This is a genomic window from Winogradskyella sp. PC D3.3, from assembly GCF_054366245.1.
The window spans coordinates 2,297,408-2,322,581 of sequence record NZ_CM135962.1 but is presented as its reverse complement, the minus strand read 5'-3'; the positions used below and the strand labels follow the sequence as shown (position 1 = coordinate 2,322,581).

Sequence of the window (25,174 nt, the reverse complement as noted above, 5' to 3'; positions counted from 1 at the left end):
ATTTAGAAATCATGACAACAATAATGAGTTCTGTAAAATCTACAGCAAAAAATTGGTGGCTATCAATTATAATAGGAATTCTCTACATTTTCGTAGGCTTCTGGGTATTTAATACTCCCTTAGAAAGCTATATCTCTTTAAGTATAATTTTTAGCGTATTTATCTTCATTTCTGGTATTTTAGAAATTGCCTTTTCTATTTCAAACAGAAAAGAAATGCGTGGTTGGGGTTGGTATCTTACAGGAGGAATCTTAGACCTCATCATTGGTACCTTACTTATATCTAATCCCGTAATGACCATGGCTATTCTGCCCTATTTTGTTGGTTTCTGGCTTTTATTTAGAGGTATTATGGCTATTGGTATTTCTATTGAATCTAGTAGTTTAGGTATCCCTAATTGGGGTTGGTTATTAGCCTCTGGTATAGCGACTATTATCTTTTCGTTTCTAGTACTTGCTAATCCGTTTTTTGGTGGTTTAAGCCTTGTCTATATGACCGCTATCGCCTTTATAATGATTGGAGTTTTTAGAATAGTTCTCGGTTTCGACTTAAAAAAAATAAAAAACACGTTTGATTAATAATAGTAGCCGTATACCTATGATATAATCGTCAAGGAATATTAACTTTTTTTAGGTTGGTTTTGAATAGAACTTACTTGTGTGAATAAACTCTCCAATAGGTAAAACAACTATTATAAACCGACTTATAGAAATTATATCTATAGGTATTGCGCTACGTTTTAATTCTTATTTATTATGAAAAGAATAAAAAATAAAAATTCTGAACATTCAAAAATCTATTTAATAGGAAGCGGAATAGCTTCGCTTGCTAGTGCTGTTTACTTGCTTAAAGACACTGATGTGCTTGGTTCTAACATTCATATTCTAGAAAAGGACAGCATACCAGGAGGTGCACTTGATGGTGCAGGGAATAAAGACGATGGCTTTGTGGTAAGAGGAGGCCGAATGCATGAAGAACATTATACCTGCTATTGGGATCTCCTATCTTACATCCCCTCTTTAGAAGACCCTAACATATCCGTTAGAGATGAATCTTTCGAATTTAACAAAAGATTCGTTTCTAATGGACAGGCTCGACTTTTAAAAGATGGCAAAAAAATGGATGTATCGTCTTATGGGCTATCCTTAAAACAACAATCCGAATTTTTACACCTCTTGTTTTCTTCAGAAAAATCACTGGGAAACAAACGTATAGAAGATTGGTTCGATCAAGATTTTTTTGAGAGCAATTTCTGGCATATATGGTCTACCATGTTTGCCTTTCAAAAATGGAGCAGCGTTGCTGAAATGAGACGTTACATGAGACGTTTTATCCATTTAGTTGAAGGACTTCCTAGACTAGGTGGAGTAATGCGTACCAAGTACAACCAATACGATTCTGTTGTTATACCGATAAAAAGATACCTTGAAAAACAAGGAGTCGTTTTTGAAATGGATCATGAGGTGATTGACATTGATTTTGACCTATCCTCTGATAAAAAAACAGCAACAGTCTTACACCTGAAAAATAAAAATGAAATTGTATTAAGTGAAAACGATTATGTTTTTATTACCAATGGCTCTATTACGGACAGTACAGATAACGGAGCTTGGGATAGACCTGCCAAATTAAAAGGACTTGCCGAATCGGGTTCTTGGCAACTATGGAAAAAACTAGCCGCAAAAGACAAGGCTTTTGGGAATCCTGATCCTTTTTGTGATCATATCGATTTACAAAAATGGTACTCGTTTACAGCCACATTAAAAGATAGCAGCTTTCATGACTATATGGAAAACTTTTCTGGTAATGTCGATGGAACAGGTGGTTTAGTAACGATGACCGATTCTAATTGGATGATGTCTATCGTTATTGCACGTCAACCACACTTCCCAAATCAACCAAAAGATGTCAAAGTATTTTGGGGGTATGGCTTATATCCAGATCGAAAAGGAAACTATGTAAATAAAACAATGGCAGAATGTACAGGTAAGGAAATACTAGAAGAGCTTTGGTATCATTTAAAAATTCAAGACCTAATGAAGCCCATTATGGATGCCGGAAAAGTCAATTGTATTCCTACGGCTATGCCTTATATAGATAGTTTATTTATGCCTAGAAAATCTGGCGACAGACCAAAAGTTCTACCTAAAGGAGCTACTAATTTTGCGTTTTTAGGTCAATTTTCTGAAGTCCCTAAAGATGTCGTCTTCACCGTAGAATATTCTGTTAGAACTGCTCAAACTGCAGTATACGGACTATTTGAAACTGACAAAAAAGTGTTACCTGTATATGATTCAATTCATAAACCAGAAGCACTTATAAGAGCAGCAAAAGCGATTAGTGGATAAACTAATTCTTGTTAAACACAAACAAATTAAATAGATCTTATAGTATGAAAAATAAAAAAAGAATTTTAGTCCTTGGCTGTAATTTTGCCGGACTTACAGTGGCGCGTTATTTACATAGAGAAGCAGATGATTCTATAAAAATCACGGTGATTGATCGTAAAAACTATATCAATTTTATTCCCAATATTCCTATTGAAGTTTTTAATAATCATAACCCAGCCGATACTTTAGAATTTCAATTTCAGAAATTTCTAAAATCAGATGGCAGTGAATTTATTCAAGGTGATGTAGAACATATTGATGCAATCAATAAAATGGTTTACTACACCCCTAATGAACGAAGCGGTTCTCCTCAAGAACATATACCATACGATTACTTAGTCATTGCTTTAGGCTGTAAACTAGCGTACGATAAAATTGAAGGCTTTGCTGAATTTGGACATACGTTTTCTGATACGTTCTACGGTAATGAAGTTCGTCATTATTTAAACAATGATTACAAAGGAGGACATATTGCAATAGGATCCGATCGTTTTATTCAAGGTCACAGTCCAAAATTACCTAAACTCCCAACAGCATTGGCAGCTTGTGAAGGTCCCCCTGTAGAGTTGGCTTTTTCCATGGCAGATTGGCTAAAAAAACATAAAAAAGGTGATGCTAACAGTATTACCTTATTTACCCCAGGAGACGTTATTGCTGAAGATGCAGGTAAAACTATTCTCGATCAATTACTTCCAATGGTCGCCGAAATGGGCTATGGTTATAAAACCAATACCGTAGGAATTAAGCGCATTTACAAGGAAGGTATTGAATTTAAAGATGGCACAAGCTTAGATGCCGAAATGAAAATCGTTTTTCCTAATTGGGAAGCACATCAATTTATGAAGGGACTTCCTTTTGTAGATGATCAAGGATTTGTGATAACCGATTTATTTATGAGAAACCCTGATTATCCTGAAATTTTTGCCGTAGGTGATGCCGCAAGTGTTACCATACCAAAACTAGGATCTTTAGGACACATGGAATGCGAAATTGCATCTAAAGTTATCGCAAAAGACATTCTTAAAACCGATGAGCAGATTAAGCCGCTCCATCCTATGCTTTTATGCTATGGAGATATGGGAAATCACAAAGGGTTTTATATGCATACCGATGAATGGTGGGGAGGAAAAACAAGTATATTAAAAATGGGATATACCCCGTATATTTTAAAAATGGGCTTCAAAACCATGTATCAAACTTTAGGAGGAAAAGTACCAAGTTGGGGATTACCTATATCTGAAATCGTGGGAGATCATTCAATAATATAACATTTAGTCCTCTTACGATCTGCATTAACGATACCATCCTCTGAAAAGGTATTGTTAATGCTTTTTGTATTTTAACTGATAAAAGGCTACAGCTTAACGTTTTCAAAAAATAGTCGATACTGATATAGGTCAGTGAAATTGGTTGGTAATTCCAATACCTTTGAGTAATTGTTAATTTAAAATTTGAAAAAATGAAAACTCCTAACATCGGAATTACAGCAGAAAACAGACAAGCCATAGCAGACCAATTATCAAAAATATTGGCAGACGAATTTATTCTATATTCAAAAACTTTAAATTTCCATTGGAATATTGAAGGGCCTGATTTCCATTCCGTGCACCTGTATCTCGAAACATTATACGAAGAACAACAAGAAGTTGTTGATACTGTCGCAGAAAAAATAAGAGCACTAGGCCATTTTGTTCCTGCGACGCTACAAAAGTATTTAGAATTAACACATCTTACTGAAAAAACTAAAGGAGCTAATGACAGTCAAAGCATTTTTGCTGAATTATTAGCAGACCACGAAAGCATTATTATTTTCATCAGAGAAGAAATACAACCTATCGCAGAAAAATGGGAAGCCGCAGGAATCAGTGACTATATTACAGGACTCATGGAACAACATGAAAAAACAGCTTGGATGCTACGATCTCATTTAAAATAACGTAGTCTGTTATAGGAATTCAAAATATTAGAGCAGACTCCTAAAGTTAAAATAGAGTACGTTCTTGAAGAGGTCGTCTTGATAAGTTGAGATTCCCAATCTAACATCTATTCCGGTGGTACAAACCAATTAATAATTAAATACATTGTACTGCCTTAATACAACCTTTCTGCTTTGGTAAATGAATGTTCTCTAAATAAAAAAGGTTTAAAATATTGATAAATGATAATCAACAATACAATAACTGTTAAACAGCTTGTGTTTGTTTTTTTATTCGTTGCTGTTTGGCTAAATTCTTTAATAGGAACTACAGACCTAGCCAATTGGTTAATAGAAAACACACTAACGGTTATCGCATTGCTATTTTTTATACTGACTTATAAACGGTATCGGTTTAGTGATTTTAGTTATTTTCTCATTTGCTTGTTTTTATGCTTACATGTCTATGGCTCTAAATATACTTATGCTAATAATTTATTTGGGTATTGGCTTCAAGACCTCTTTCATACTTCAAGGAATCCATACGACAGAATCGTTCATTTCGCTTTTGGCTTACTATTATATTATCCACTTCAAGAATGTTTTAGCAAATGGTTACACTACCCTAAAAACATAGCATCATTTATACCCATTTTAATAATTTCATCAACAAGTAGTCTATATGAAATAATAGAATGGTTAGTCGCTGATATTTTTTTTGTAGAACAAGGAATGTCATATTTAGGAACCCAAGGAGATGTTTGGGATTCGCAAAAAGATATGGCCATGGCTTTTATCGGAGTGGTATTATCATTTGTTTTATTCCGTATGATTTCAAGACAAACTAAACCTTCAGAATGATGGAAGATATTTTTATCATACAAACCGACAGTTTTCAACTTACACAATCTGATTTTTTAATTAGAATGCTTATTTCTGTAGGTATTGGACTCGTTATAGGCTTAGAGCGCGAATTTTCAAAAGTAGATCAAAAGGAAATTTTCGCAGGTCTTAGAACGCTTTCTATAGTTGCAGCTATGGGCTTTACCTTTGCCCTACTCAATTATTTGATTCACCCATGGCTTTTCATTATGGGTTTAATAGGTTTATTTATTATTGTTGCCATTTCCTATTGGGTTACAGCAAACAAAGGAGAGATTGGTAGTACCACAGAGTTTGCCACCATATTTACGTATTTACTCGGAGGGTTGACCTTTTTAGGTTATGTAGAACTCAGTTTAGCACTTACCGTCATTCTTGTGGTCCTTTTATCCTTAAAAATTAAATTTCAAAATATTGTAGGTCAAATTAATCACAATGAACTCTCTGCCTTTATTCGATTTGTTGTTATTGCCTTACTCATTTTACCATTTTTACCAGACAAAAATTTTGGACCATATAACGTTGTCAATCCAAGTGAAATAGGTTGGATTATTGTATTAACCTCAGGGATTGGCTTCATTGGTTATATTTTAATGAAATTTTTAGGTACCAACAGAGGTATTCTTCTCACGGGTATTTTTGGGGGCATGGTGTCTAGCACAGTGGTCACTTGGACGTTTTCAAAAAAAAGCAAGGAGACACCAGAACTTTCTGCAAATTATGCCGTTGCCATTTTTGCTGCCGCTAGTATAATGATTTTAAGAGTAGTGGCTTGGGTCTATATTTTTAACATCGCAATGCTACACGATCTTGCCCTTCCTTTGGTTATTATTTTTGGGGCAGGTTTAGCAATCACAATCTATTTTTTCAAAAAACAAAAAGGCGAAAAACATTATAATGGAAACTTACCTTTAGGAGAACCGCTAAATATTAAGGATGCCATTCTTTTTGGACTTCTGTATACAGGAATTTTAATTTTGGTTAGCTATGCTAGCACCGAATATGGTTCAAAAGGTATTTACCTCTCTAGTGCCATTAGTGCCTTAACCGATATTGATGCAATTTCTATTTCAGTTTCAAAACTCGGTGGAACAACCATCAACTTTTTAACCGCACAAAATGCCATTTTATTAGCCACCTTAGCCAATACTATTGTTAAAATTGGAATTTCACTTTATTCTGGAAGTCAACAACTAAAAAAATATGTCCTTATAGGATATGGTATTATTTTTCTAGCTGGGATTATAGGTTTCATTATTCTAAACTACTAATATCAAAACGATTTCTTTCGGTCTTTTTTCAAATCTGATCTAAGTCATTTTCAATATTAATCTAACCCAATACCTTTACTATCATTAAATTAATATGACATCCAAAATAAATTAGATATGAGAACTGATAGTCAAATAAAACAAGACATCTTAGATGAATTTGTATTTCAACCTAATATTGAAGAAAACCTCATTGGTGTAGTCGTTGAGGATGGTGTGGTAATGCTAACTGGAGTTGTTGATGATTTTTCTATAAAAGTTGCAGCAAAAGAAGCCGTTAGTAAAGTAAAAGGAGTTAAAGCTGTTGCGGAAGATATAGAAGTAAAATACGGAACAGCATATCAAAAAACGGATATCGAAATTGCCAAAGCCATAGTTCATGCCTTTGAATGGAATACAGCAATACCCGAAAACAAAATCAAGGTTGAGGTTTGCAACGGTTGGATTACCCTCTCTGGGGACGTAGAATTTCCATACGAAAAAGAGGCCGCCAAACGTATTACCGAGCAAATCATAGGAGTTAAAGGAATAAATAATGCCATTGAGATAGAACCCACTATAAAACCTGAAGTTATTAAGGAAAACATTATAAAAGCACTAAAGCGTTCTGCTGACCTCGAAGCTTCCAAAATAATCATTAAAGTTTATGGTGATGTTGTAAAGTTAGAAGGAAAAGTAGACTCTCTAAACCAAAAGAGAACCGCTCAAAAAACAGCATATTACGCACCTGGTGTAAATAAAGTAGAAAACGAATTGGTTGTGATGGGTTAAGATGTGATTATCTTAAGTATTTATTTTAAGCCCTAATTAGATGGTATTTAATTAGGGCTTTTTTTTTATCAAAAATCAATAACATTAAACTTATGTTAAAGCCTAGCCTTCTGATCTACATCATTTTAAAACACGCTTATTGCAAATACCTTTGATAAGAAATAAGAAAAGTTGAATTAAAAATTATAAAATCATGAGAACAGATGCAGAAATTAAAGTTGACGTATTAGACGAATTAGAATGGCAACCAACAATTGATGAAACTCAAATTGGAGTTGTTGTTAAAAACGGCATTGTAACACTTACTGGTACGGTTGATAGCTATACTAAGAAAGTAGAAGCTGAAAAAGCCGCTAAAAGTGTTGCAGGAGTAAAAGCCGTTGCTGAAGAAATTGAAGTGAATTATGGAACAAGTTCTAAAAGAACGGATGCAGAAATAGCCGAATCTGCGGTTAATGCCTTAAAATGGAACATTTCAGTGCCAGAAAATAAAATTGAAATTAAGGTCGAAAATGGTTGGGTTTATCTTAGTGGTGAAGTGACTTGGGAATACGAGCGAAATGCCGCTAAAAAAGCAGTAGAAAACCTCATAGGGGTCAAATATGTAGTGAATAACATTTCACTTAAACAACAAATAAACCCTGTAGACATTAAACAAAAAATTACTAAAGCTTTTGAACGTGCTGCGGACCTTGATGCCAAAAACATAGTAGTAAATGCTAATGGACACACTGTAAAATTAACAGGACAAGTACATTCATTAAAAGAAAAAGATGAAGCTCGTAAAACAGCTTACTATGCACCAGGTGTATGGACGGTAGAAAATGAATTAGACGTTGTCTATTAATCAAAATGTATTTAAAACAGCCCTAGTTTACTGAGTTAAATTAGGGCTTTTTTTATCCACTGACTTAGGTCATTACGAAACATCTTACGATGGTCTAATTTTGTATTAGCATCCTGTTAAAATAACAGATAAAAAAAGTTAAACATAAAAACTACAACAATGAATTATAAAAATGTAACCATAGCCGGAAGTGGAGTTTTAGGATACCAAATTGCATTTCAAACCGCATTTCATGGATTTCATGTTACCGTTTACGATATAAACGATACCGTTTTAGACCAAGCAAAAACGAAATTCAAAACCCTAAGCGAAGCTTATAAAAAAGACGTAAACGCAACCGACGAACAATTAGAGAAAACGCACCAAAATTTAAACTACACTTCTGATTTAGCTGCGGCTTTAAAAGATGCCGATTTACTCATTGAAGCCGTGCCCGAAAATCCAAATATAAAAATAAATTTTTATAAAAAACTGGCTAAAGTAGCACCAGAAAAAACTGTTTTTGCGACCAACTCTTCTACATTATTACCAAGTCAATTTGCAGATGCAACCGGGAGACCTTCAAAGTTTCTAGCCTTACATTTTGCCAATACTATTTGGGTGCACAACACTGCTGAAATCATGGGGCATTCCAAAACAGACCCAAACGTTTTTAAAGATGTGGTAGCCTTCGCTAAAGCTATTGGCATGTTAGCCTTGCCATTACACAAAGAGCAACCAGGATATATCCTTAACTCGTTATTGGTACCATTATTAAGGGCTGCAACAGATTTATTAGTCAATAAAGTGGCCGATGTGCAAACCATAGATAAAACTTGGATGAAAGCCACCGGAGCTCCGTTAGGACCTTTTGGTATTCTCGATGTCGTTGGCATCACTACAGCTTATAATATCAACAAAATGACCGCTGAAAAAACCCAAGATGAGTTAAAAATAAAAACTGTAAACTATTTAAAAGAGAATTATATAGATAAACATAAATTAGGAGTATCTACTGGAGAAGGGTTTTATAACTATCCCAATCCTGCATTTGAATCTCCCGAATTCTTAAAGTAACCCTGAAACCATTTATAATTCCTTTTAGGAAGACCATTTAATTTTAATGAACACTAAAACAATCCTATGGCATTGTAAGTATGGATAATTATGAAAACGCATAAAAAATTAAACGAACTAGCTGCTACAGCTATAAGCGGAAACGATATAAGCTCATCAGTATTATATGTATCTGCTTTAGCCATCGCTTTTGCTGGTCAATATGCTTGGATTACCTTACTTATAGTGTCTTTAGTTCTTTTTTTATTTAGAAAAATATACGGAGAAGTCGTTGGTGCATTACCTTTAAACGGTGGTGCCTATAATGCCTTACTCAACACCACCAGTAAATTTATGGCTTCATTTGCAGCTACTTTAACCTTGTTGTCTTATATGGCTACTGCGGTTATTTCAGCAAACGAAGCTATTCATTATCTTCATCATATAATTCCAGGCATTTCAATACTAATTGCAACCATAATACTTCTAGGATTTTTTGGAGCACTAACCATTGTAGGAGTATCAGAATCATCTAAAGTTGCTATTGGAATTTTTCTTTTCCATTTACTTTCATTTGTTGTGTTGAGTGGCTTTATTATTTTCTTCTTAATTAATAATGGTATTGACTTATTTCTAGAAAACTGGCATTCCCCTACAACATCAGGAAGTATAACCAAAGCTATTTTTCTAGGTTTTGCAGCCTCTATGTTAGGCGTTTCTGGTTTTGAAAGCTCTGCGAATTTTGTAGAAGAACAGCAAAAAGGAGTATTTCCTAAAACATTAAAAAACATGTGGATTGTAGTGAGTGTACTTAACCCATTGACAGCCATTTTCGCACTTTCCTTATTTGCTATACCACTATTACAAAGTGATGCTTATCAAAACACCCTTTTAGTAGAAATGGCATCTCATGTTGGTGGTAACTGGTTAGCCATATTAATAAGCATTGATGCGTTTTTGGTACTTAGTGGAGCCGTATTAACGAGTTTTGTTGGTGTTTCCGGATTGTTAGAACGAATGGCTTTAGATCGGATTTTACCTCAATTTTTCCTAAAGAAAAACAAACGAGGAAGCTCTTATCGCATTATTCTTGTTTTCTTATTCTTAACCATTTCTGTTTTACTTATGACAAAAGGCAATGTGAAATTATTAGCTGGCGTTTACACTATTTCATTTTTATCTGTAATGGCGTTATTCGGCATCGGTAATATTCTTTTAAAGGTGAAACGAAATAGTTTACCCCGTCCTGAAAAAGCAAGTTGGATGGCTATAATCATTGCAATAGCAGCTGTTATTATGGCTTTAATAGGTAATATTACAATGCCTGCAATAGAAGGTACGTCTAGTAATTTCACCGTCTTTCTAGATTATTTTATTCCTGCTATTATTTTTACAACGGTTATGCTTAACAGAACTGTATTATTAAAACTGCTATTAACAATAATTCACTCGGTTTTTGATCCTGTTCGAAGCTTTGTGCTGAAAACAGATGATAAAATCCTGTCAGTAATTGATGATATTAATTCTCAGGAATTTGTTTATTTTACTAAGGATGACGATGTAGAAACCCTAAATAAAGTCCTTTTATATATCCAAAAAAATGAACATACTAAGAAATTAAAAGTAGTTACTGCAACTAAAAATGGTAACCTTATTACCACACAATTTAGAAATGATATCAATGTTGTCGATAGAGAATATCCTTTAATTGATATTGAGTTTATTGAATTGGATACCAATTTTGGACCAGAACTCATCACTAAACTTTCAAAAGAATGGAATATCCCAATTAATTTTATGTTCATTGGTTCCCCTGGCAATCGTTTTCCTTATAAAATTGAAGAATTAGGAGGAGTTCGCCTAATCATTTGATCGAAGGTTTCGCGCACCATAAATTCACTATATTTAATAAAAATACGACGATTCTATAAGCTGACTTAATGCCATCCAACAACTTTAATATAAAAGGATTAACCGATAAAGACGTGCTAAAAGCAAGGTCAAAATACGGTTATAACAAACTAGAAGCTAAAAAAGAGAATTTCTTTTTAGACGCCATTATAAGTTTGGTAAAAGAACCTATGGTTATTCTATTATTGGTAGCCTCTTCCATTTACTTTGTTAGTGGTAATATAGGAGATGGTATTTTTCTTACCTCGGCAACTGTTCTTGTTGCCGCTATTTCTTTATACCAAGATTCCAAAAGTCGGAATGCTTTAGAAAAACTAAAAACATTTTCAGAGCCCAAATGTAAAGTCATTCGAAATGGTAAAACCGAAGACATAAAAAGTGAGTTATTAGTTGTTGGAGATAGTCTTATCGTTGAAGAAGGAGGTACTATCGCTGCTGACGGTATTATAGTACATTCCAATGATTTTTCTGTAAACGAATCCATCCTAACTGGAGAATCTTTATCTGTTTACAAAGACAAAACAAAAGCAGACCATCAGGTCTATCAAGGCACATTAGTTTCAGGAGGATTGGCAATTGTTACGGTTACTGCCATAGGTAACGACACACAATTAGGTAAAATAGGAAAAAGTTTAGAAGGCATACAAAAGGAAAAAACACCACTAGAATTACAGATTAACAACTTTGTAAAGAAAATGGCCATTATTGGTGCTGTTGTGTTTATAATTGTTTGGGCCATTAACTATTTTCATTCTTATAATGTATTAGACAGTTTACTCAAAGCCTTAACCCTAGCAATGAGTATTTTACCCGAAGAAATCCCTGTCGCTTTTGCCACGTTCATGGCTATGGGTGCATGGAGATTGATGAAGTTAGGTGTGATTGTAAAACAAACAAAAACGGTTGAAACTTTAGGAAGTGCGACTGTTATTTGTACCGACAAAACAGGCACACTTACGGAAAATAGAATGAGTCTCTCTAGACTTTACACGGTAGCCTCCAATAAAATATTCAAAATAGACGATCGTCTCGGATCTGGTGAGCATAACCTCATTAGAATAGCCATGTGGGCCAGCGAACCCATTCCTTTTGATCCTATGGAAATAGCATTACATAAGGCTTATAAAACCATAAGTAAGGTAGATGAACGCCCAGAATTTAACCTTGTACATGAATATCCTTTAGGTGGAAAACCACCAATGATGACACATGTTTTTGAAAACAAACAAGGAAACAGAATCATTGCAGCAAAAGGAGCACCGGAAGCCTTAATGGCAATTTCAAACCTCTCAACGGTTGAAGAGGAACATATAAATAATGCGATTAAAACAATAACTGCACAAGGGTTTCGTGTATTGGGTGTTGCTGAAACTCATTTTGAAGGTGATAATTATCCCGAAAAACAGCAAGATTTTCAATTTAGTTTTAAAGGAATTGTCGCATTTTATGACCCACCAAAAAAAAATATAGCAGCAGTGCTAGACGATTTTAATTTAGCTGGCATAAAGGTTAAAATTATTACTGGTGACAATGCGTTAACCACTAAAGCCATTGCCAAAGAAATTGGATTTAACAATTATGAAAAAAGCATGTCTGGCGATGAATTAATGCAACTTAGCCCTGCCGAATTACAAAAAAAAGTAGAAGACACCACCATTTTTACTCGGATGTTCCCGCAAGCGAAACTAAGAATTATCAATGCCTTAAAAGCTAACAATGAAATCGTAGCCATGACAGGTGATGGCGTTAATGATGGTCCGGCTCTAAAAGCTGCCCATATTGGCATTGCTATGGGTAAAAAAGGAACTGAAATTGCAAAACAAGCGGCATCGCTCATTCTATTGGAAGATGACCTATCCAAAATGGTAGATGCTATTGCTATGGGTAGACGCATTTACGCTAATCTAAAAAAAGCAATTCAATATATTATATCTATTCATATACCTATTATTTTAACCGTTTTTATTCCTTTAGCCTTAGGTTGGGAATTTCCAAATATCTTTTATCCGGTACATATTATATTTTTAGAATTAATTATGGGACCAACATGCTCTATCATTTATGAAAATGAACCGATAGAAAAAAATAGCATGCTTCAAAAACCGCGTCCGTTTTCAGTTACCTTTTTTAACGGAAAAGAATTAACCACAAGTATCATACAAGGTTTAATGATAACCTTAGGTGTACTCTTAGTATATCAATATGCCATTCAGCACAATTATAGCGAAGCACTTACCCGTAGTATGGTTTTTACCACCTTAATTTCAGCTAATATTTTTCTAACCTTAATTAACCGATCGTTTTATTATTCTATTTTAACGACTTTAAAATATAAAAACAAGCTAGTGCCCTTGATTATTGGTATCACCATTACCATTACAGCAGCTTTACTGTTTATAACACCATTTGCTAATTTCTTTAAGTTTGAAACCTTAAATATCACTCAATTATTGATGAGTGTAATAACTGGTTTTTTAGCTGTAATTTGGTATGAAATCGTAAAGTGGAACAAACGTAAAAAAGCTAAACATCAAGCTGATACAGGTCATTTCAATTAACGTCTTACCAAAGTAACTTTGTTCTTATTTTATATCTATTAATTAAATAAACTAGTATCATGAGAACAGATTTAGAAATAAAAGATGACATACTCGAGGAACTTAAATGGCAACCTCATATTGATGAAACTCAAATTGGTGTTATAGTAAAAGATGGTGTAGTTACCTTAACAGGAATGGTTTTTACTTATGCCATAAAAATTGCTATTGTAAAAACTGTTGAAAAGATTGCAGGCGTTAAAGCCATAGCAGAAGACATTAAAATTGGGTATCCTACAGATCATCAGCGATCAGATTCTAAAATAGCAACTGTAACACTAGATGCGTTAGAATGGAATGCTTCTGTGCCCAATAACAAAGTCATTGTAGAAGTCGATAACGGCTGGATTACCCTTTTGGGCGAGTTAGAGTGGGCGTATCAAAGAGATGCTGCTAAGCGAACTGTTGAATATTTAGAAGGCGTAAAAGGCGTTACAAACAATATTAAATTGAAACAACCGCTAATTAAAACTCAAGATATTCAACAAAAAATTAAAAAGGCTTTTGAACGTTCTGCGTTTATCGATGCTAAAAATATCGCTGTCGCTATTGATGACCACAAAGTTATATTAAGTGGTAAAGTACACTCTCTTGCAGAAAAAAATCAAGCAGAAAGCGTTACCTTTAATGCACCAGGTGTCTATGTTGTGAAAAATGAATTAGAAGTTGAATATTAAAAAGGATATAGAATGCAAATTATTTCTTGGAATGTAAATGGCATAAGAGCAATTATTAAAAAAGATTTCTTTGAAACTATTGAGACTTTAAATCCAGACATCCTTTGTCTTCAGGAAACAAAAGCTCAAGATCATGAGGTTGAAAAAGCTTTAGTCACACTATCTGAGACGTATCATATCTATTGTAATTCAGCAGAAAAAAAAGGGTATTCTGGTACGGCTATACTTTCTAAAATAAAGCCTATGGCGATCAACAATGATATTGGCATTGTTGCACATGATGCAGAAGGTAGAGTACAATGTGCCGAATACCTAAATTTTTATTTAGTTAATGTTTATACCCCAAATTCTGGACAAGCTTTAAAACGTTTAGACTACAGAAAGCAATGGGATGCCGATTTTTTAAAATATGTAAAACACCTAGAAAAGGAAAAACCGGTGATTATTTGTGGTGATTTTAATGTGGCGCATCAGGCTATTGATTTAAAAAATGATAAATCAAACTATAATAAAACGGCTGGATATACTCAAATTGAAATTGATGGCATGACACACTTAATTGATGCTGGTTTTACTGATTCCTTTAGACATCTGCATGCCCATGACATAGCCTATACCTTTTGGAGTTATCGTTTTAAATCTAGAGAACGCAATACAGGCTGGAGAATTGATTATTTTTTACTGAGCACAACATTGGTAGATCACATTAAAACTGCGACCATTCTTTCTGAATATTATGGATCTGACCATTGTCCTATTGGGCTCAAAATCGATTTATAATTAAGACTCACAATACTTTTAGTTCAATTTTGCTTTCATAACATTCACTTGCCACTTCCCTACAATCGCTAAATCTGGATTTGCATTTAACAACACCAAACCATACCCCATTTTAGACAACTTGCAATCACTAATTACCCCAGATCCTAATCTGGTAAATAATGGCATAAAATGTTCGCGGATTACAAGTCCAGACGATTTCCCTACTTTGATTGCTTTAAAAACCGCTTCAGAAATTTGTTTGGGCGATAAGCCTTTTTTCAATAAATCGCTGGCAAGATAGGTCATATGAATTCCGTAATAAAAATCCAAAAAATTATCTATAGAATCTGCCAAGTTATATTCCTTTTTATAAAGTATAATGTCCATAATAATTGCTATTTAATGTTTGTATGTCTTCGGTTTAATTCTATTATGTATTTTGATTAATTACAGTCATAAGTTGGGATTTTGACTGCACTCCAGATTGTCTCCAAACAATCTTCCCTGCTTTAAATAAAGCTAATGTTGGCACACCTCTAACCTGATAACGTTGCGCTACAGCTTGGTTTTTATCGATATCTATTTTGATGATACGTATTTTGCCATCCACAGCTTTGGCTAAATCGCTTATAATGGGTCCCTGTGCTTTACAAGGACCACACCATTCCGCATGAAAATCTACAAGCACAGGTTTATCTCCATTTATTAAAGCATTAAAATCTCCTTTCATCTCTTTGTATATGTTTAATTATTGTATGCAACTAGCCACTAAATAATGCTATTAGCAACCACTAATAGGTTATCATTTATCAGGATATTTATTTAAATAAACCTTAGTACTATCTCCATTAAACAGAAAATAGCTAACGTTTATGAACGCATTTATAAATGCTTGGCATAATTAAATACAATGCTTTTAAATTGCGTAAAGTCTTTTTTAAAGGTCTCCATTCTTTCTGAAAGTCGGCGATGAACATCTCTGTATGCTCCATCAGACACTCCGTTTGTGTTTAATTCTAATTGAGAGAGCACGCGTTCGTGAGCCATTATTTCTTCTTCAAAATCATTAAAAAGATTATTGTGAATTTTATCCAAGGTCTTCAACACCACCGAAAACTCTTGCTTATCTTTATCTATAGGCTCTTTTCGTTTTAATAAATCTTCAAAAAATCGGACTTCATCTTTCCATAATTTTAAAGTCTCAATCCATTCACCACTTTCAAAGTGTAAGACATTGAGTCCTGCACCCAATAGTAAATCTGCTTTCGGGTTTGAAATTGCTGCATTCATAATTCATTATTTTTAATTAAACGTTTTCTATTTTGTTGCATATCTATTAAACAAACTCACTTGAAGCGCCTTTTTAGCCGATTTTAAAAGTTCTTTGACCTCTTCAATCGTTGTATTTTGAATCTTTGCAATCTCTTCTAATTCAAAATGCTGTTGTGTAGACAATTCAAATACAGATCGCATTGGTAATGGTAAATTATGTAACACCATTTTAATATGATTTTGAATTTGCTCTTCACTTAAATCGCTATCAATTTTTTCGGTTAGCTTTTTCTCATCATCTTCAATAAAAACGTGATTTAGCGTATAATCATTATGATTATAAGATCGGTCTTCTAAGTCTTCAATCATCACATAATCACCTCCTCCATCTGTACTAAAATTTTCTTCCATGGCATCCCATTCTGGTTTGCTATAATCATCAATGTTTTTGAAAAAAACTCATCAAACTCTTCTTCTACAATGGTATCTTCTAACAACTCATTTGTTTTCTTAAATAACCATAGATAGAAATCATCTTGTTTTTTAACCTCTTCAATGTTATTATAAACTTCTATGAATAGTTGATCTATAAACTCGTCTGCTTTATATTTTCCTTTTGAGAAGTTTCCTTTTTTAATCGCCGTATTTAATCGTCCGTTAATATATTTTTCTACTTGAGGTATAATCTTTAGCAGTAATGCATTAAATGAAGTTGAATCCTCTTCTTTTTTTAATCGTATAAGTTCAGGATAAGAGTTATTAACCTCTATACGATACGCTTTTTGTTCTTGGTAATATGTGGTTTGAGTTTTCATTAGTTTTTGCTTTACGGTTTTACAATGTAAAGGTGCAAATATGATGGTTATAAAAAAATGACCTGGGTCATTCAAGACATTTAAAAATCGGTATTTTTTTTAAAAAAATGTTAAACTTATTCGCTACAACACCATTCATTTTCAAATAGTTAAAAACTAAACTAATATTAGAACCATTGGTATTGTTGAATTAGAATCTAAGAAATCCTTATTAACAATTGAGATTTACAGTCGTAAAAGGCTTTAAAATCTTTATTCCGGAATACAGTCTATTATAAAATTTTATAAATCTTCACTTGAATGACCTAGATCATTTTTAACGAGGACATTATGATCTAATTTTGTGTTATAGAAATAGATTTACTAACCCACCTGTTTTTTAGCAGGTACTAAAATCATAACATCATGAACAACAATAGCGGAAATACACTATTAGCTTTATTAACTGGAGCTGCAATAGGAGCAGGAATTGGAATTTTATATGCCCCTGATAAAGGCACAAAAACCAGAAAAAAAATTAAACAAAAAGCTGAAGAAACTAAACACGAAATTTCAGAACGAGTGTCTCATGCCAAAGCAGATCTTACGAAGACTGTAAATGATAAAAAGCATGAATTTGAACAAAAATTAGATGAGACCATTTCTCATATGAGTGGAAAAGCTGAAGACATTATTTCAAGTTTAGAACATAAGTTAGAAGAACTGAAACACAGAAATGCAGACGCTCAAAAAAACTAATTATGGCTTTTGAGAAATTAAAAGAAAACGTATTAGAGACTGATGTAAACATTCATGGTTATATTAATAGCAGTGAAGAATACATTAAACTAAGAAGTTTTAAAGCACTTATGATAAGCATAACATTTATTGCTAAAACACTAATCATAGGTGCTTTAACATGTATGACATTATTAATTGTGTCATTTGCAATAGCTTTTAAGTTATCTCAAGTTTTACAAGATACATTTTATGGCTTTTTAATTGTAGGCTTATTTTATGTGGTGGTGGTCGTGCTTGTCTATGTCTTTAGAGATAAACTCAACAGTCCACTAATAAGAAAATTTTCAAATTATTATTTTACAGAAGATGAAAGCAAATAAATATAATTCATTTGAAGACATAGATGATCAGTTACAGATTTTAAGTCTTCAAAAACAGATTTATAAAGAACGTATAAAACTGAATTTAAAAAATTCTAAAGCTAATTTTAGTGCCAATAATTTGAAGTTTGAATTTAAAAGCATGCTACAAGATCAGCTTTTAACATTTTTAACCCAAACAGTGTTGAAAAAATTAAGACTAATAAAAGAGACGATTTAGGCCACTTTTATTAGTCTTAATCTATAATACCTTCCCTATTATAACACAGGACTAAACACCTTAGCAAAGCCTTCCTTTAAACGTTCAATCTTTGATCTTTTAATGAATTCTTTATAGCTAATTTGCGTACTTATTTCGCAGCGTTTAAAGAAATCGTTTTTTAATTCTTCAGTGATTTCTTTTTCATAGATTAAAACATTGACTTCGTAATTTTGTTCGAAACTCCTAATATCTAAGTTGGCTGTTCCAATTGTAGTCAATTCGTCATCGGATATAATGACTTTACTGTGTAAAAATCCATCTGGATATTGATAAATTTTCACTCCTGCTTCCATAAAATCTTCAAAATAAGATTGTACGGTATACTTCACCAAAACATTATCGGATTTTGCTGATAATAACAACCGAACATCTACTCCACTTAAAGCCGCAATTTGCAAGGCTTTCATTAAAGCTTCACCTGGAATGATATAAGGATTAGTGATATAAACGTACTTTTTAGAACTGTTTATTATTGATAGGTAAAGTTGATGTATCGACGAAAAATCTGAATCTGGACCACTTTCAACAGCTTGAACCGTAGATTTTCCAGGTGCTATTGTATGTTCTGAAAAATAGAGCGTTTTTAACAGATCTTCTTTTCCGCTTGCAAAACTCCAATCTTTAGCAAAAACAACCTGTAGACTATTAACAATTGTACCTCTTAATTCTAAATGCAAATCGTGCCATATCCCCAAGACCCCATCTCCTTTAATATATTTATCGGATATATTTATACCTCCTATAAAAGCGACCATTCCATCAACAATCACTATTTTTCTATGATTCCGATAATTTACTGATGCTAATAACTTACCAAATCGTATGGGTAAAAATGGATAAACCTCTACACCGATTTTCTTAAGGGCTTTAATATAGGTTTTACTCAGTGCTCTACTTCCTAGTCCATCATAAATAAAACGCACCTCAACACCTTCCTTTATTTTTTTCTCTAACACCTTTAAAAAGTGTTTAGCGATATCACCATCTTCATAAATATAATACTGAATATGAATAAAATGTGTTGCATTTTCAATAGCCTTAAACATAGCTTCGAATGTTGAAGGCCCATCTTTTAGAGGGGTCAATTTATTCCCTTCACTTGGCAAAAATTTCGCGCTTTTAGCAATGAGTTTTGCTAACTTTATATGTTTTTTTACCGATTTTGGAATGATTAGATGGTTATCTTCTATAGCATTGTAATAATTATCAACCATAGAGAGATAGTCTGAAATTTCTTTCGTCTTTTTTAGCTTATAAAATTTATTGATTTTCCTATTACGACCGAGCATAAAATAGAACAGCATTCCACCAATAGGAATCGTAAAAATGGCTAACAACCATGCTAATGTTTTAGTAGGACGAACACCATACAACAAGAGTCTTACAATTATAGCAATTGCAAATAAAAAATATAAAATAGTGACAAGTGTCGTAGTCATAAAACATAAGGTTATTAACTCATTTTATATGAGATGAGGTATTATTTTTCTCTGGCAATCATCTTAAATTTAACGAGGCCTCCATCTATAGTTGCACTTTTTAAAATTCCGTTTTTATAGTGGTATATATTTTCTTTCCCTTTAGAATTTACTTTTTTATAGCGGTGATTTCCTAAAGGCATAATAGTATTAAAACTTCCATCTTGTTCAGAATAGCAACGCCTTATATTGATGGGTTCTTTAAAATATAATTGAATGGTAGCATACGAAATTGCTTCATTAACCGTTTTTTCATCCTCTTCATTAATTTCTACGCGATAATAGTCGTTTTCTCTTGTGGTATTTGTTTTGGCATGTGGTTTTTCATTTACAGTAATAGCAACATCAGCTTCTTTTAATTGCGCATTTTCAAACATAACATCGTATTCATAATCAACTTGAATCTCTTTTATTAAACGCGTTTTAATTTTGGTAAAACTATAATAATGCGTCCTCTCTTTTTGTTTTGATTTTGTCGCCTTTAAACTTCCGATTACTTTGTTATTGTGTAATACGATATCAAAATACAATTGGTCTTCTGAAGAGCTTATAGCATTACCTATAAGCATCAAACCACTAAGCCATATTATGTTCCAAAACCTTCTCATTCTCGTATATTTAATTATAAAACACGTTCGTTTATATTTGAGACGAAATGATTCGTTTTACGGTATTGATATCGTCTTCTAATCCTCTAACAATTAACAAATACTGACCAGTTCTCAACGCATTTAGATATTGAGAAGCATCCTTTTCACTAGAACCAAGCGCTCTAAAAATTTCATACAGCCCAGTAGATAATACCGCTAAAGGTTTACCTCCTACATCGTGTAAAAACGTAGATGTTAGTGTACCAGAAATAAAAGTAACCCCTAATTCTGAATTGTAAAAACCACCAAAACTCGCCTTGTGCCCCAATAACGACTTGCAAAAGCCTTTTATACTTTTAAGTACAGTTTTTCTTAACGCAATCGCATTAGAATCCTCTATAATTAAGGTCCCTAGAATAGATAATTCTAGTTTAGTTTTATCCGCTACTTGTAAAAGTTCTACTGCGTTTTCTAAATGCAATAAATCTTTATAGATAGTGATAAAAAACTGTTTTTTACTTGTATTGACGCCTTTCGATTTCATTAACGATGTATGGAAATTTTACAATCTTCCAATAACACAAAGTTACAAACACCTCACTACGACAGGAATGACTTAAGTCAATCTAGATAGCAGGCTAACGCTTTTACCTAGAGTAACTATGGCACTAATTAACAATCTGTTCTAACGCATTTCTATTTTCAATATGAATTCGTCTCCCAGCTCCGATAGAAATAATACCTTCCTCTTTAAATTCAGTTAACATTCTAATTGCTGTTTCTGTTGCTGTACCTATTAGACCCGCAAAATCCTCTCTTGCGATACCAATAGAATCGTCGTCTTTATTAGTTAAAATTCCTTTATTATCTAAATCTAATAATGCTTTTGCTACTTTTTGTCGCACCGAAGAAAATGCCATACTAACCAATTGCTCTTGCATTTCAATTAAGTTGTTAGAGATCAAAGCAATAAATTTCTCAGAAACGTCTTGATTTTCATGTAAAAGTGCCATAAAATTAGATTTAGGTATCCCATGAACTTCTGCTTCATCAATAACCATTGCAGACTCTGTATACGTACCTTTATTTGTAACCAATGCTAATTGTCCAATAAAATCGCCTGCCTTATATAAACCGGTAACAAATTCTTTTCCAGACTCCGTAGTTCTATAGGTTTTGACAGTTCCTCGTTCTATAAAAAACAAGGTATTTGCAGCAGAACCTTCTCTAAAGACGTGGTCTTTAACCTTATAGATTTTACCTTCAAAATCTTTAGACAGACTCTCAATATCGATATAACTTGAAGCTTCTTCTAAAAACTGATTTAAACCCTCTACATCTTTTGAAAATTCTTTTTTAAAGAAACTATTTTTTTTTAATCGACTATGTATAGCGTCTAACAATTCATCTTCCTCAAAAGGTTTCGTTAAGTAATCATCGGCACCTAAGTTCATTCCTTTTCTAATATCTCTTTTCTCGGTTTTAGCGGTTAAAAATATAAAAGGAATGCCTCTTGTGCTCTTATCTAAGCTTAAAGCTTCTAAAACACCATAACCATCTAATTTAGGCATCATTATATCGCATAAAATAATATCTGGCTTATATTGCCTTGCCTTTTTTACTCCAACAATACCATCCTCAGCGGTTTGAATATCATAATTTGCGAGTTCTAAAATGTCAGCTGTATTTTCTCTTACATCCTGATTATCTTCTATAATGAGTATCGTTTTCATTTTATTTGTTATTTAATGGAAGTTTTATTTTAAAAGAAGTTCCTTTATTGAGTTCACTTTTAAAATGGATGACTCCATCCATTAATTCAGTGTATTGTTTTACAATATTTAATCCTAAGCCTGTACCTTGAATATCCGTGGCATTTGAGGCTCTAAAAAAGCGGTGAAAGATATTTTTATGCTCAGATTTTGGGATGCCGATACCTTCATCTAAAATTTCTAAAATGACATAGGTTTTATCACTATTTATTATAAGAGTTATGTCTGTATTCTCGGGTGAATACTTAACCGCATTAGATAATAAATTGAATAAAATATGACGCATTAATTTAGGATCTAAATACACTGTCAATTCTGAAACCTCTTTTATCAATTTGATCTTTTGACCTTTTTTCTTATTTAAATTAATATCTTGAATTATAGAATTAGAAAAACTGAGCATATCAAAAAACTCGGGTTGACTTGCTACTTTGCCTTCTTCTAATTTGCTTAGCGACAGAAAATCGTTAAGAATACCTACTAAATTTCTAACATTGACTTTTATTTTATCTACATGTTTTAACCGCTTTTCTTCATTTCCGACAGTATTTAATTTTTCGATTAAAATTGAAGATGATAAAATAACACTTAAAGGCGTCCTAAACTCATGTGATGCTGTAGAAATAAATTGAGATTTCAATTGATTTAACTCTTGTTCTTTTTTTAATGCATTTTGAATATTTTGTTCTACTTCTTTTTGGTCAGAAATATTATTATGTACCAATAAGACTTGTTGAATATGTTTATCCTTATTAAATAAAGGAGTGGAATTAATTAAATACACTCGGCCTTCAAATTCTATTTCAAAAGAGCAATGTTCACCTTTAAATGTGTTTATAATTTTTGATTTTACTTTATCTCTAACATCTTTAGGAAAGACCTTAATTTCATCGATAGTGCTTCCTTTGGCAAAATTTCTCATTCCTAAAACATCCAATTCTTCCCCTTCAATAAAAGCTATAGTAAAATTTGAATCGAAAACAGCCACAAAACCTTTAGGGAAATTCTTTGCAATAGTAGAAAACATCAGTTGACTTTCTAATGTTTTATTTTCCGCCAATTTAGTGATTAGAATTTGGTCTTCAAGGTTTATATTACTCTCTACCAGCTGTTGCACCGTTGCTTTTAGTTCGTGGGTACGCTCTTCGACTTTGGCCTCTAAACTTTCGGCATATTTTTTTAATTCCCTTTTATTGGCTTCTAATTTTATTTTATCATTATGCTGTTCTATAGCAACACTAGCCAGTTGAACCATATCTGTTATGCTTTCATTTTCAGATTTAGTAGGCAGGCGTTTTGTTTTACAATACACCGAAAATGTTCCCAATACGCGTTCTGAAGATGATAAAATAGGAAAAGACCAACAAGAATTTAAGCCATATACTAAGGCTAATGTTTTATACTTTTCCCAACGTGGATCATTGGCAATATCAGAAACGATGACTTTATTTTTCTCAAAGGCTGCTGTACCACAGGCCGCAACATTATCGCCAATTAAAACGCCCTCAAAATTATCGCAAAATTTCTTTGGCAAATTTAAAGCGGCCAATTTATGCAAGGTTTTATGATCCTCATTTAAGACGAATATAGAAGCCATACAGTTATCGATATGATTTTCAATGGTCTTTACAATACAATTTCCAATGGCTTTTATAGGTTTATCTAGGGTTATCATTTCTAGAATACGATTAACCTTCTCTTTTAGAATTTCTTCTTTTTTCTGTTTTGTAATATCCGATACAGCTCCTAGAACCCGAGTTGCTCTTCCTTGTTCATCTCTAACAATATAACCACGATCCTCAACATAAGACCATGACGAATCGTTATGGATGAATCTATATTCTGTTGTCCAATATTTATAATTACTATTAAGCGCTAATCTAATAGTTTTAAAAACGGCATCTTTATCATTGGGATGAATGTGACTTTCCCACCAATCGGGCTCATTTGTAGGTTTAAACAAATCTTTATATTTCTGACTATACCAACCTTTATTGGTTGCTGGATTAAAATCATAAAACCCATCGTGTGTTGCCAGCATGGATAAACGAAAACGTTCTTCGCTTTCTTTCACTCGTAATTCATTATTTTTAGTGCTAGTAATATCTCTAATAATCGTTAAAAAGTTTCCATTTTCTTTAACAACTACACGTATTTCAATATGCTTTAATTGCTTATTTGTGGAAAATGAATAATTTATAATTTGGATTTCCTTTGACATTTCTGCACGCTTAAAAGCTGATAATATTTGTATCGAAAGATCCTCTGGCAAAACCTCGTTAATAGGTTTACCAATCAACTCATTACGCGACAGATTTGTAAGAAAAAAATCTTCGGCATATACTTCTACATAAATACCATCACTATTAAATACATATATAATATCTGGTAAAGCTTTTAGAATAGCCTTATTCCGTATTTTAGAATTCAATAATTTTTCTTCTGTTTTTTTAAACGCTGAAATATCTTGTATAGTCCCCAAAAAGCACATTGGTATACCATCATCATTAGTCTTAAATTTTCCTCTGGCAGAAATATATTTTACAGTTCCGTCTAATCTAAGAATCCGGGTTTCGTAATTATAAGAGTGTTTGTTTTGAATTGCAGTATCTCTAATTTTAATAACCTTTTCCCTATCATCTGGATGGATAAAATTGACAAATGAGGTATTGGTTAATCGCTCATCTCCAGGTTTAAGTCCTAAAATTCGGTAAAACTCATCAGACCAATTTGTAACACCCGTTTGCAGATTCCAATACCAACTACCTATATGAGCAATACTCTGTAATAAGGCTATCTCTTCTAATTTATCATTCATTTGATGGCG

Annotated in this window: 26 protein-coding genes; 16 read left to right on the top strand and 10 right to left on the bottom strand. The window is 33.0% G+C overall.

The annotated features are described in order from the left end of the window. Window positions 1-11 precede the first annotated feature (11 nt). The 13 genes from ACXGSQ_RS10125 to ACXGSQ_RS10065 all read left to right on the top strand — a co-directional run bounded on the left by ACXGSQ_RS10125 (window position 12) and on the right by ACXGSQ_RS10065 (window position 15,076). The gene (locus ACXGSQ_RS10125) at window positions 12-578 is read left to right on the top strand and encodes an HdeD family acid-resistance protein (protein ID WP_458626081.1); all 567 of its coding nucleotides are present in this window, start codon (window positions 12-14) and stop codon (window positions 576-578) included. Between the two features lie 177 nt (window positions 579-755). Beyond that, entirely contained in the window at window positions 756-2,348 is a 1,593-nt protein-coding gene (locus ACXGSQ_RS10120) for an oleate hydratase (protein WP_458626080.1), read from the top strand. Between the two features lie 44 nt (window positions 2,349-2,392). Then, complete coding sequence (locus tag ACXGSQ_RS10115) at window positions 2,393-3,658, top strand: NAD(P)/FAD-dependent oxidoreductase (protein WP_458626079.1); 1,266 nt, start codon at window positions 2,393-2,395, stop codon at window positions 3,656-3,658. 191 nt (window positions 3,659-3,849) lie between these two features. After that, window positions 3,850-4,326: a Dps family protein gene (locus ACXGSQ_RS10110; RefSeq protein ID WP_458626078.1), complete on the top strand. Its 477-nt coding sequence runs from the start codon at window positions 3,850-3,852 to the stop codon at window positions 4,324-4,326. Between the two features lie 222 nt (window positions 4,327-4,548). Further along, window positions 4,549-5,166 carry a DUF2238 domain-containing protein gene (locus ACXGSQ_RS10105; protein WP_458626077.1) on the top strand — a complete coding sequence of 206 codons (618 nt, stop codon included), beginning with the start codon at window positions 4,549-4,551 and terminating at the stop codon, window positions 5,164-5,166. Then, window positions 5,163-6,458, top strand: a complete 1,296-nt coding sequence (locus ACXGSQ_RS10100) for an MgtC/SapB family protein (RefSeq protein WP_458626076.1) — start codon at window positions 5,163-5,165, stop codon at window positions 6,456-6,458. Before ACXGSQ_RS10105 ends, ACXGSQ_RS10100 begins: the two co-directional genes overlap by 4 nt. A gap of 117 nt (window positions 6,459-6,575) precedes the next feature. Continuing rightward, window positions 6,576-7,229, top strand: coding sequence for a BON domain-containing protein (locus ACXGSQ_RS10095; RefSeq protein WP_458626075.1), 654 nt, complete (start codon window positions 6,576-6,578; stop codon window positions 7,227-7,229). 193 nt (window positions 7,230-7,422) lie between these two features. Further along, complete coding sequence (locus tag ACXGSQ_RS10090) at window positions 7,423-8,076, top strand: BON domain-containing protein (RefSeq protein WP_458626074.1); 654 nt, start codon at window positions 7,423-7,425, stop codon at window positions 8,074-8,076. A 159-nt stretch (window positions 8,077-8,235) separates the two neighbouring features. Further along, a complete protein-coding gene (locus ACXGSQ_RS10085; RefSeq protein WP_458626073.1) occupies window positions 8,236-9,132 on the top strand; it encodes a 3-hydroxyacyl-CoA dehydrogenase in 897 nt (298 codons plus the stop codon). Window positions 9,133-9,222: 90 nt separating this feature from the next. Beyond that, window positions 9,223-10,983 carry an APC family permease gene (locus ACXGSQ_RS10080; protein ID WP_458626072.1) on the top strand — a complete coding sequence of 587 codons (1,761 nt, stop codon included), beginning with the start codon at window positions 9,223-9,225 and terminating at the stop codon, window positions 10,981-10,983. 68 nt (window positions 10,984-11,051) lie between these two features. Further along, entirely contained in the window at window positions 11,052-13,580 is a 2,529-nt protein-coding gene (locus ACXGSQ_RS10075) for a cation-translocating P-type ATPase (RefSeq protein WP_458626071.1), read from the top strand. 59 nt (window positions 13,581-13,639) lie between these two features. Continuing rightward, entirely contained in the window at window positions 13,640-14,296 is a 657-nt protein-coding gene (locus tag ACXGSQ_RS10070; RefSeq protein ID WP_458626070.1) for a BON domain-containing protein, read from the top strand. 12 nt (window positions 14,297-14,308) lie between these two features. After that, the gene (locus tag ACXGSQ_RS10065; RefSeq protein ID WP_458626069.1) at window positions 14,309-15,076 is read left to right on the top strand and encodes an exodeoxyribonuclease III; all 768 of its coding nucleotides are present in this window, start codon (window positions 14,309-14,311) and stop codon (window positions 15,074-15,076) included. An 18-nt stretch (window positions 15,077-15,094) separates the two neighbouring features. Here the strand turns inward: ACXGSQ_RS10065 and ACXGSQ_RS10060 are convergent, their stop codons facing one another. The 5 genes from ACXGSQ_RS10060 to ACXGSQ_RS10040 form a co-directional block, all read right to left on the bottom strand. Next, complete coding sequence (locus ACXGSQ_RS10060) at window positions 15,095-15,445, bottom strand: hypothetical protein (RefSeq protein WP_458626068.1); 351 nt, start codon at window positions 15,443-15,445, stop codon at window positions 15,095-15,097. A 43-nt stretch (window positions 15,446-15,488) separates the two neighbouring features. After that, entirely contained in the window at window positions 15,489-15,788 is a 300-nt protein-coding gene (trxA, locus tag ACXGSQ_RS10055; RefSeq protein WP_458626067.1) for a thioredoxin, read from the bottom strand. Window positions 15,789-15,940: 152 nt separating this feature from the next. Then, window positions 15,941-16,348 carry a hypothetical protein gene (locus ACXGSQ_RS10050; protein ID WP_458626066.1) on the bottom strand — a complete coding sequence of 136 codons (408 nt, stop codon included), beginning with the start codon at window positions 16,346-16,348 and terminating at the stop codon, window positions 15,941-15,943. Window positions 16,349-16,375: 27 nt separating this feature from the next. Next, window positions 16,376-16,741, bottom strand: a complete 366-nt coding sequence (locus ACXGSQ_RS10045; protein ID WP_458626065.1) for an RNA polymerase sigma factor — start codon at window positions 16,739-16,741, stop codon at window positions 16,376-16,378. After that, a complete protein-coding gene (locus ACXGSQ_RS10040; protein WP_458626064.1) occupies window positions 16,699-17,145 on the bottom strand; it encodes a hypothetical protein in 447 nt (148 codons plus the stop codon). The genes ACXGSQ_RS10045 and ACXGSQ_RS10040 overlap by 43 nt, the downstream gene beginning before the upstream one ends. A 405-nt stretch (window positions 17,146-17,550) precedes the next feature. On the opposite strand from ACXGSQ_RS10040, the gene ACXGSQ_RS10035 reads away from it, so the two are divergent. Genes ACXGSQ_RS10035 through ACXGSQ_RS10025 form a run of 3 tightly spaced genes read left to right on the top strand, consistent with a single transcriptional unit; the run spans window position 17,551 to window position 18,465 of the window. Further along, window positions 17,551-17,883, top strand: a complete 333-nt coding sequence (locus tag ACXGSQ_RS10035; RefSeq protein WP_458626063.1) for a YtxH domain-containing protein — start codon at window positions 17,551-17,553, stop codon at window positions 17,881-17,883. A gap of 2 nt (window positions 17,884-17,885) precedes the next feature. Further along, on the top strand, window positions 17,886-18,245 hold the full coding sequence (locus ACXGSQ_RS10030; protein WP_458626062.1) for a hypothetical protein: 360 nt from the start codon (window positions 17,886-17,888) through the stop codon (window positions 18,243-18,245). Then, window positions 18,232-18,465 carry a DUF6327 family protein gene (locus ACXGSQ_RS10025; RefSeq protein ID WP_458626061.1) on the top strand — a complete coding sequence of 78 codons (234 nt, stop codon included), beginning with the start codon at window positions 18,232-18,234 and terminating at the stop codon, window positions 18,463-18,465. The genes ACXGSQ_RS10030 and ACXGSQ_RS10025 overlap by 14 nt, the downstream gene beginning before the upstream one ends. A 38-nt stretch (window positions 18,466-18,503) precedes the next feature. Here the strand turns inward: ACXGSQ_RS10025 and cls are convergent, their stop codons facing one another. From cls to ACXGSQ_RS10000, 5 genes are all read right to left on the bottom strand, one after another. Further along, on the bottom strand, window positions 18,504-19,946 hold the full coding sequence (gene cls, locus ACXGSQ_RS10020) for a cardiolipin synthase (protein WP_458626060.1): 1,443 nt from the start codon (window positions 19,944-19,946) through the stop codon (window positions 18,504-18,506). Between the two features lie 41 nt (window positions 19,947-19,987). Then, on the bottom strand, window positions 19,988-20,593 hold the full coding sequence (locus tag ACXGSQ_RS10015) for a DUF6134 family protein (protein ID WP_458626059.1): 606 nt from the start codon (window positions 20,591-20,593) through the stop codon (window positions 19,988-19,990). A 31-nt stretch (window positions 20,594-20,624) separates the two neighbouring features. Then, on the bottom strand, window positions 20,625-21,119 hold the full coding sequence (locus tag ACXGSQ_RS10010) for a hypothetical protein (RefSeq protein ID WP_458626058.1): 495 nt from the start codon (window positions 21,117-21,119) through the stop codon (window positions 20,625-20,627). Between the two features lie 124 nt (window positions 21,120-21,243). Further along, on the bottom strand, window positions 21,244-22,308 hold the full coding sequence (locus tag ACXGSQ_RS10005; RefSeq protein ID WP_458626057.1) for a response regulator: 1,065 nt from the start codon (window positions 22,306-22,308) through the stop codon (window positions 21,244-21,246). A 1-nt stretch (window position 22,309) separates the two neighbouring features. Next, a complete protein-coding gene (locus ACXGSQ_RS10000; protein WP_458626056.1) occupies window positions 22,310-25,165 on the bottom strand; it encodes a PAS domain-containing protein in 2,856 nt (951 codons plus the stop codon). Between the last annotated feature and the right edge of the window lie 9 nt (window positions 25,166-25,174).

Bases quoted from the DNA above. Each gene is read 5' to 3' on its own strand.
- trxA (WP_458626067.1), bottom strand. From the start codon at position 15,788: ATGAAAGGAGATTTTAATGCTTTAATAAATGGAGATAAACCTGTGCTT.
- ACXGSQ_RS10000 (WP_458626056.1), bottom strand. From the start codon at position 25,165: ATGAATGATAAATTAGAAGAGATAGCCTTATTACAGAGTATTGCTCAT.
- ACXGSQ_RS10080 (WP_458626072.1), top strand. From the start codon at position 9,223: ATGAAAACGCATAAAAAATTAAACGAACTAGCTGCTACAGCTATAAGC.
- ACXGSQ_RS10105 (WP_458626077.1), top strand. From the start codon at position 4,549: ATGATAATCAACAATACAATAACTGTTAAACAGCTTGTGTTTGTTTTT.
- ACXGSQ_RS10095 (WP_458626075.1), top strand. From the start codon at position 6,576: ATGAGAACTGATAGTCAAATAAAACAAGACATCTTAGATGAATTTGTA.
- ACXGSQ_RS10030 (WP_458626062.1), top strand. From the start codon at position 17,886: ATGGCTTTTGAGAAATTAAAAGAAAACGTATTAGAGACTGATGTAAAC.
- ACXGSQ_RS10065 (WP_458626069.1), top strand. From the start codon at position 14,309: ATGCAAATTATTTCTTGGAATGTAAATGGCATAAGAGCAATTATTAAA.
- ACXGSQ_RS10060 (WP_458626068.1), bottom strand. From the start codon at position 15,445: ATGGACATTATACTTTATAAAAAGGAATATAACTTGGCAGATTCTATA.
- cls (WP_458626060.1), bottom strand. From the start codon at position 19,946: ATGACTACGACACTTGTCACTATTTTATATTTTTTATTTGCAATTGCT.
- ACXGSQ_RS10115 (WP_458626079.1), top strand. From the start codon at position 2,393: ATGAAAAATAAAAAAAGAATTTTAGTCCTTGGCTGTAATTTTGCCGGA.
- ACXGSQ_RS10050 (WP_458626066.1), bottom strand. From the start codon at position 16,348: ATGAATGCAGCAATTTCAAACCCGAAAGCAGATTTACTATTGGGTGCA.
- ACXGSQ_RS10085 (WP_458626073.1), top strand. From the start codon at position 8,236: ATGAATTATAAAAATGTAACCATAGCCGGAAGTGGAGTTTTAGGATAC.
- ACXGSQ_RS10015 (WP_458626059.1), bottom strand. From the start codon at position 20,593: ATGAGAAGGTTTTGGAACATAATATGGCTTAGTGGTTTGATGCTTATA.
- ACXGSQ_RS10100 (WP_458626076.1), top strand. From the start codon at position 5,163: ATGATGGAAGATATTTTTATCATACAAACCGACAGTTTTCAACTTACA.
- ACXGSQ_RS10040 (WP_458626064.1), bottom strand. From the start codon at position 17,145: ATGAAAACTCAAACCACATATTACCAAGAACAAAAAGCGTATCGTATA.
- ACXGSQ_RS10125 (WP_458626081.1), top strand. From the start codon at position 12: ATGACAACAATAATGAGTTCTGTAAAATCTACAGCAAAAAATTGGTGG.
- ACXGSQ_RS10045 (WP_458626065.1), bottom strand. From the start codon at position 16,741: ATGGAAGAAAATTTTAGTACAGATGGAGGAGGTGATTATGTGATGATT.
- ACXGSQ_RS10005 (WP_458626057.1), bottom strand. From the start codon at position 22,308: ATGAAAACGATACTCATTATAGAAGATAATCAGGATGTAAGAGAAAAT.
- ACXGSQ_RS10010 (WP_458626058.1), bottom strand. From the start codon at position 21,119: ATGAAATCGAAAGGCGTCAATACAAGTAAAAAACAGTTTTTTATCACT.
- ACXGSQ_RS10120 (WP_458626080.1), top strand. From the start codon at position 756: ATGAAAAGAATAAAAAATAAAAATTCTGAACATTCAAAAATCTATTTA.
- ACXGSQ_RS10035 (WP_458626063.1), top strand. From the start codon at position 17,551: ATGAACAACAATAGCGGAAATACACTATTAGCTTTATTAACTGGAGCT.
- ACXGSQ_RS10070 (WP_458626070.1), top strand. From the start codon at position 13,640: ATGAGAACAGATTTAGAAATAAAAGATGACATACTCGAGGAACTTAAA.
- ACXGSQ_RS10110 (WP_458626078.1), top strand. From the start codon at position 3,850: ATGAAAACTCCTAACATCGGAATTACAGCAGAAAACAGACAAGCCATA.
- ACXGSQ_RS10025 (WP_458626061.1), top strand. From the start codon at position 18,232: ATGAAAGCAAATAAATATAATTCATTTGAAGACATAGATGATCAGTTA.
- ACXGSQ_RS10075 (WP_458626071.1), top strand. From the start codon at position 11,052: ATGCCATCCAACAACTTTAATATAAAAGGATTAACCGATAAAGACGTG.
- ACXGSQ_RS10090 (WP_458626074.1), top strand. From the start codon at position 7,423: ATGAGAACAGATGCAGAAATTAAAGTTGACGTATTAGACGAATTAGAA.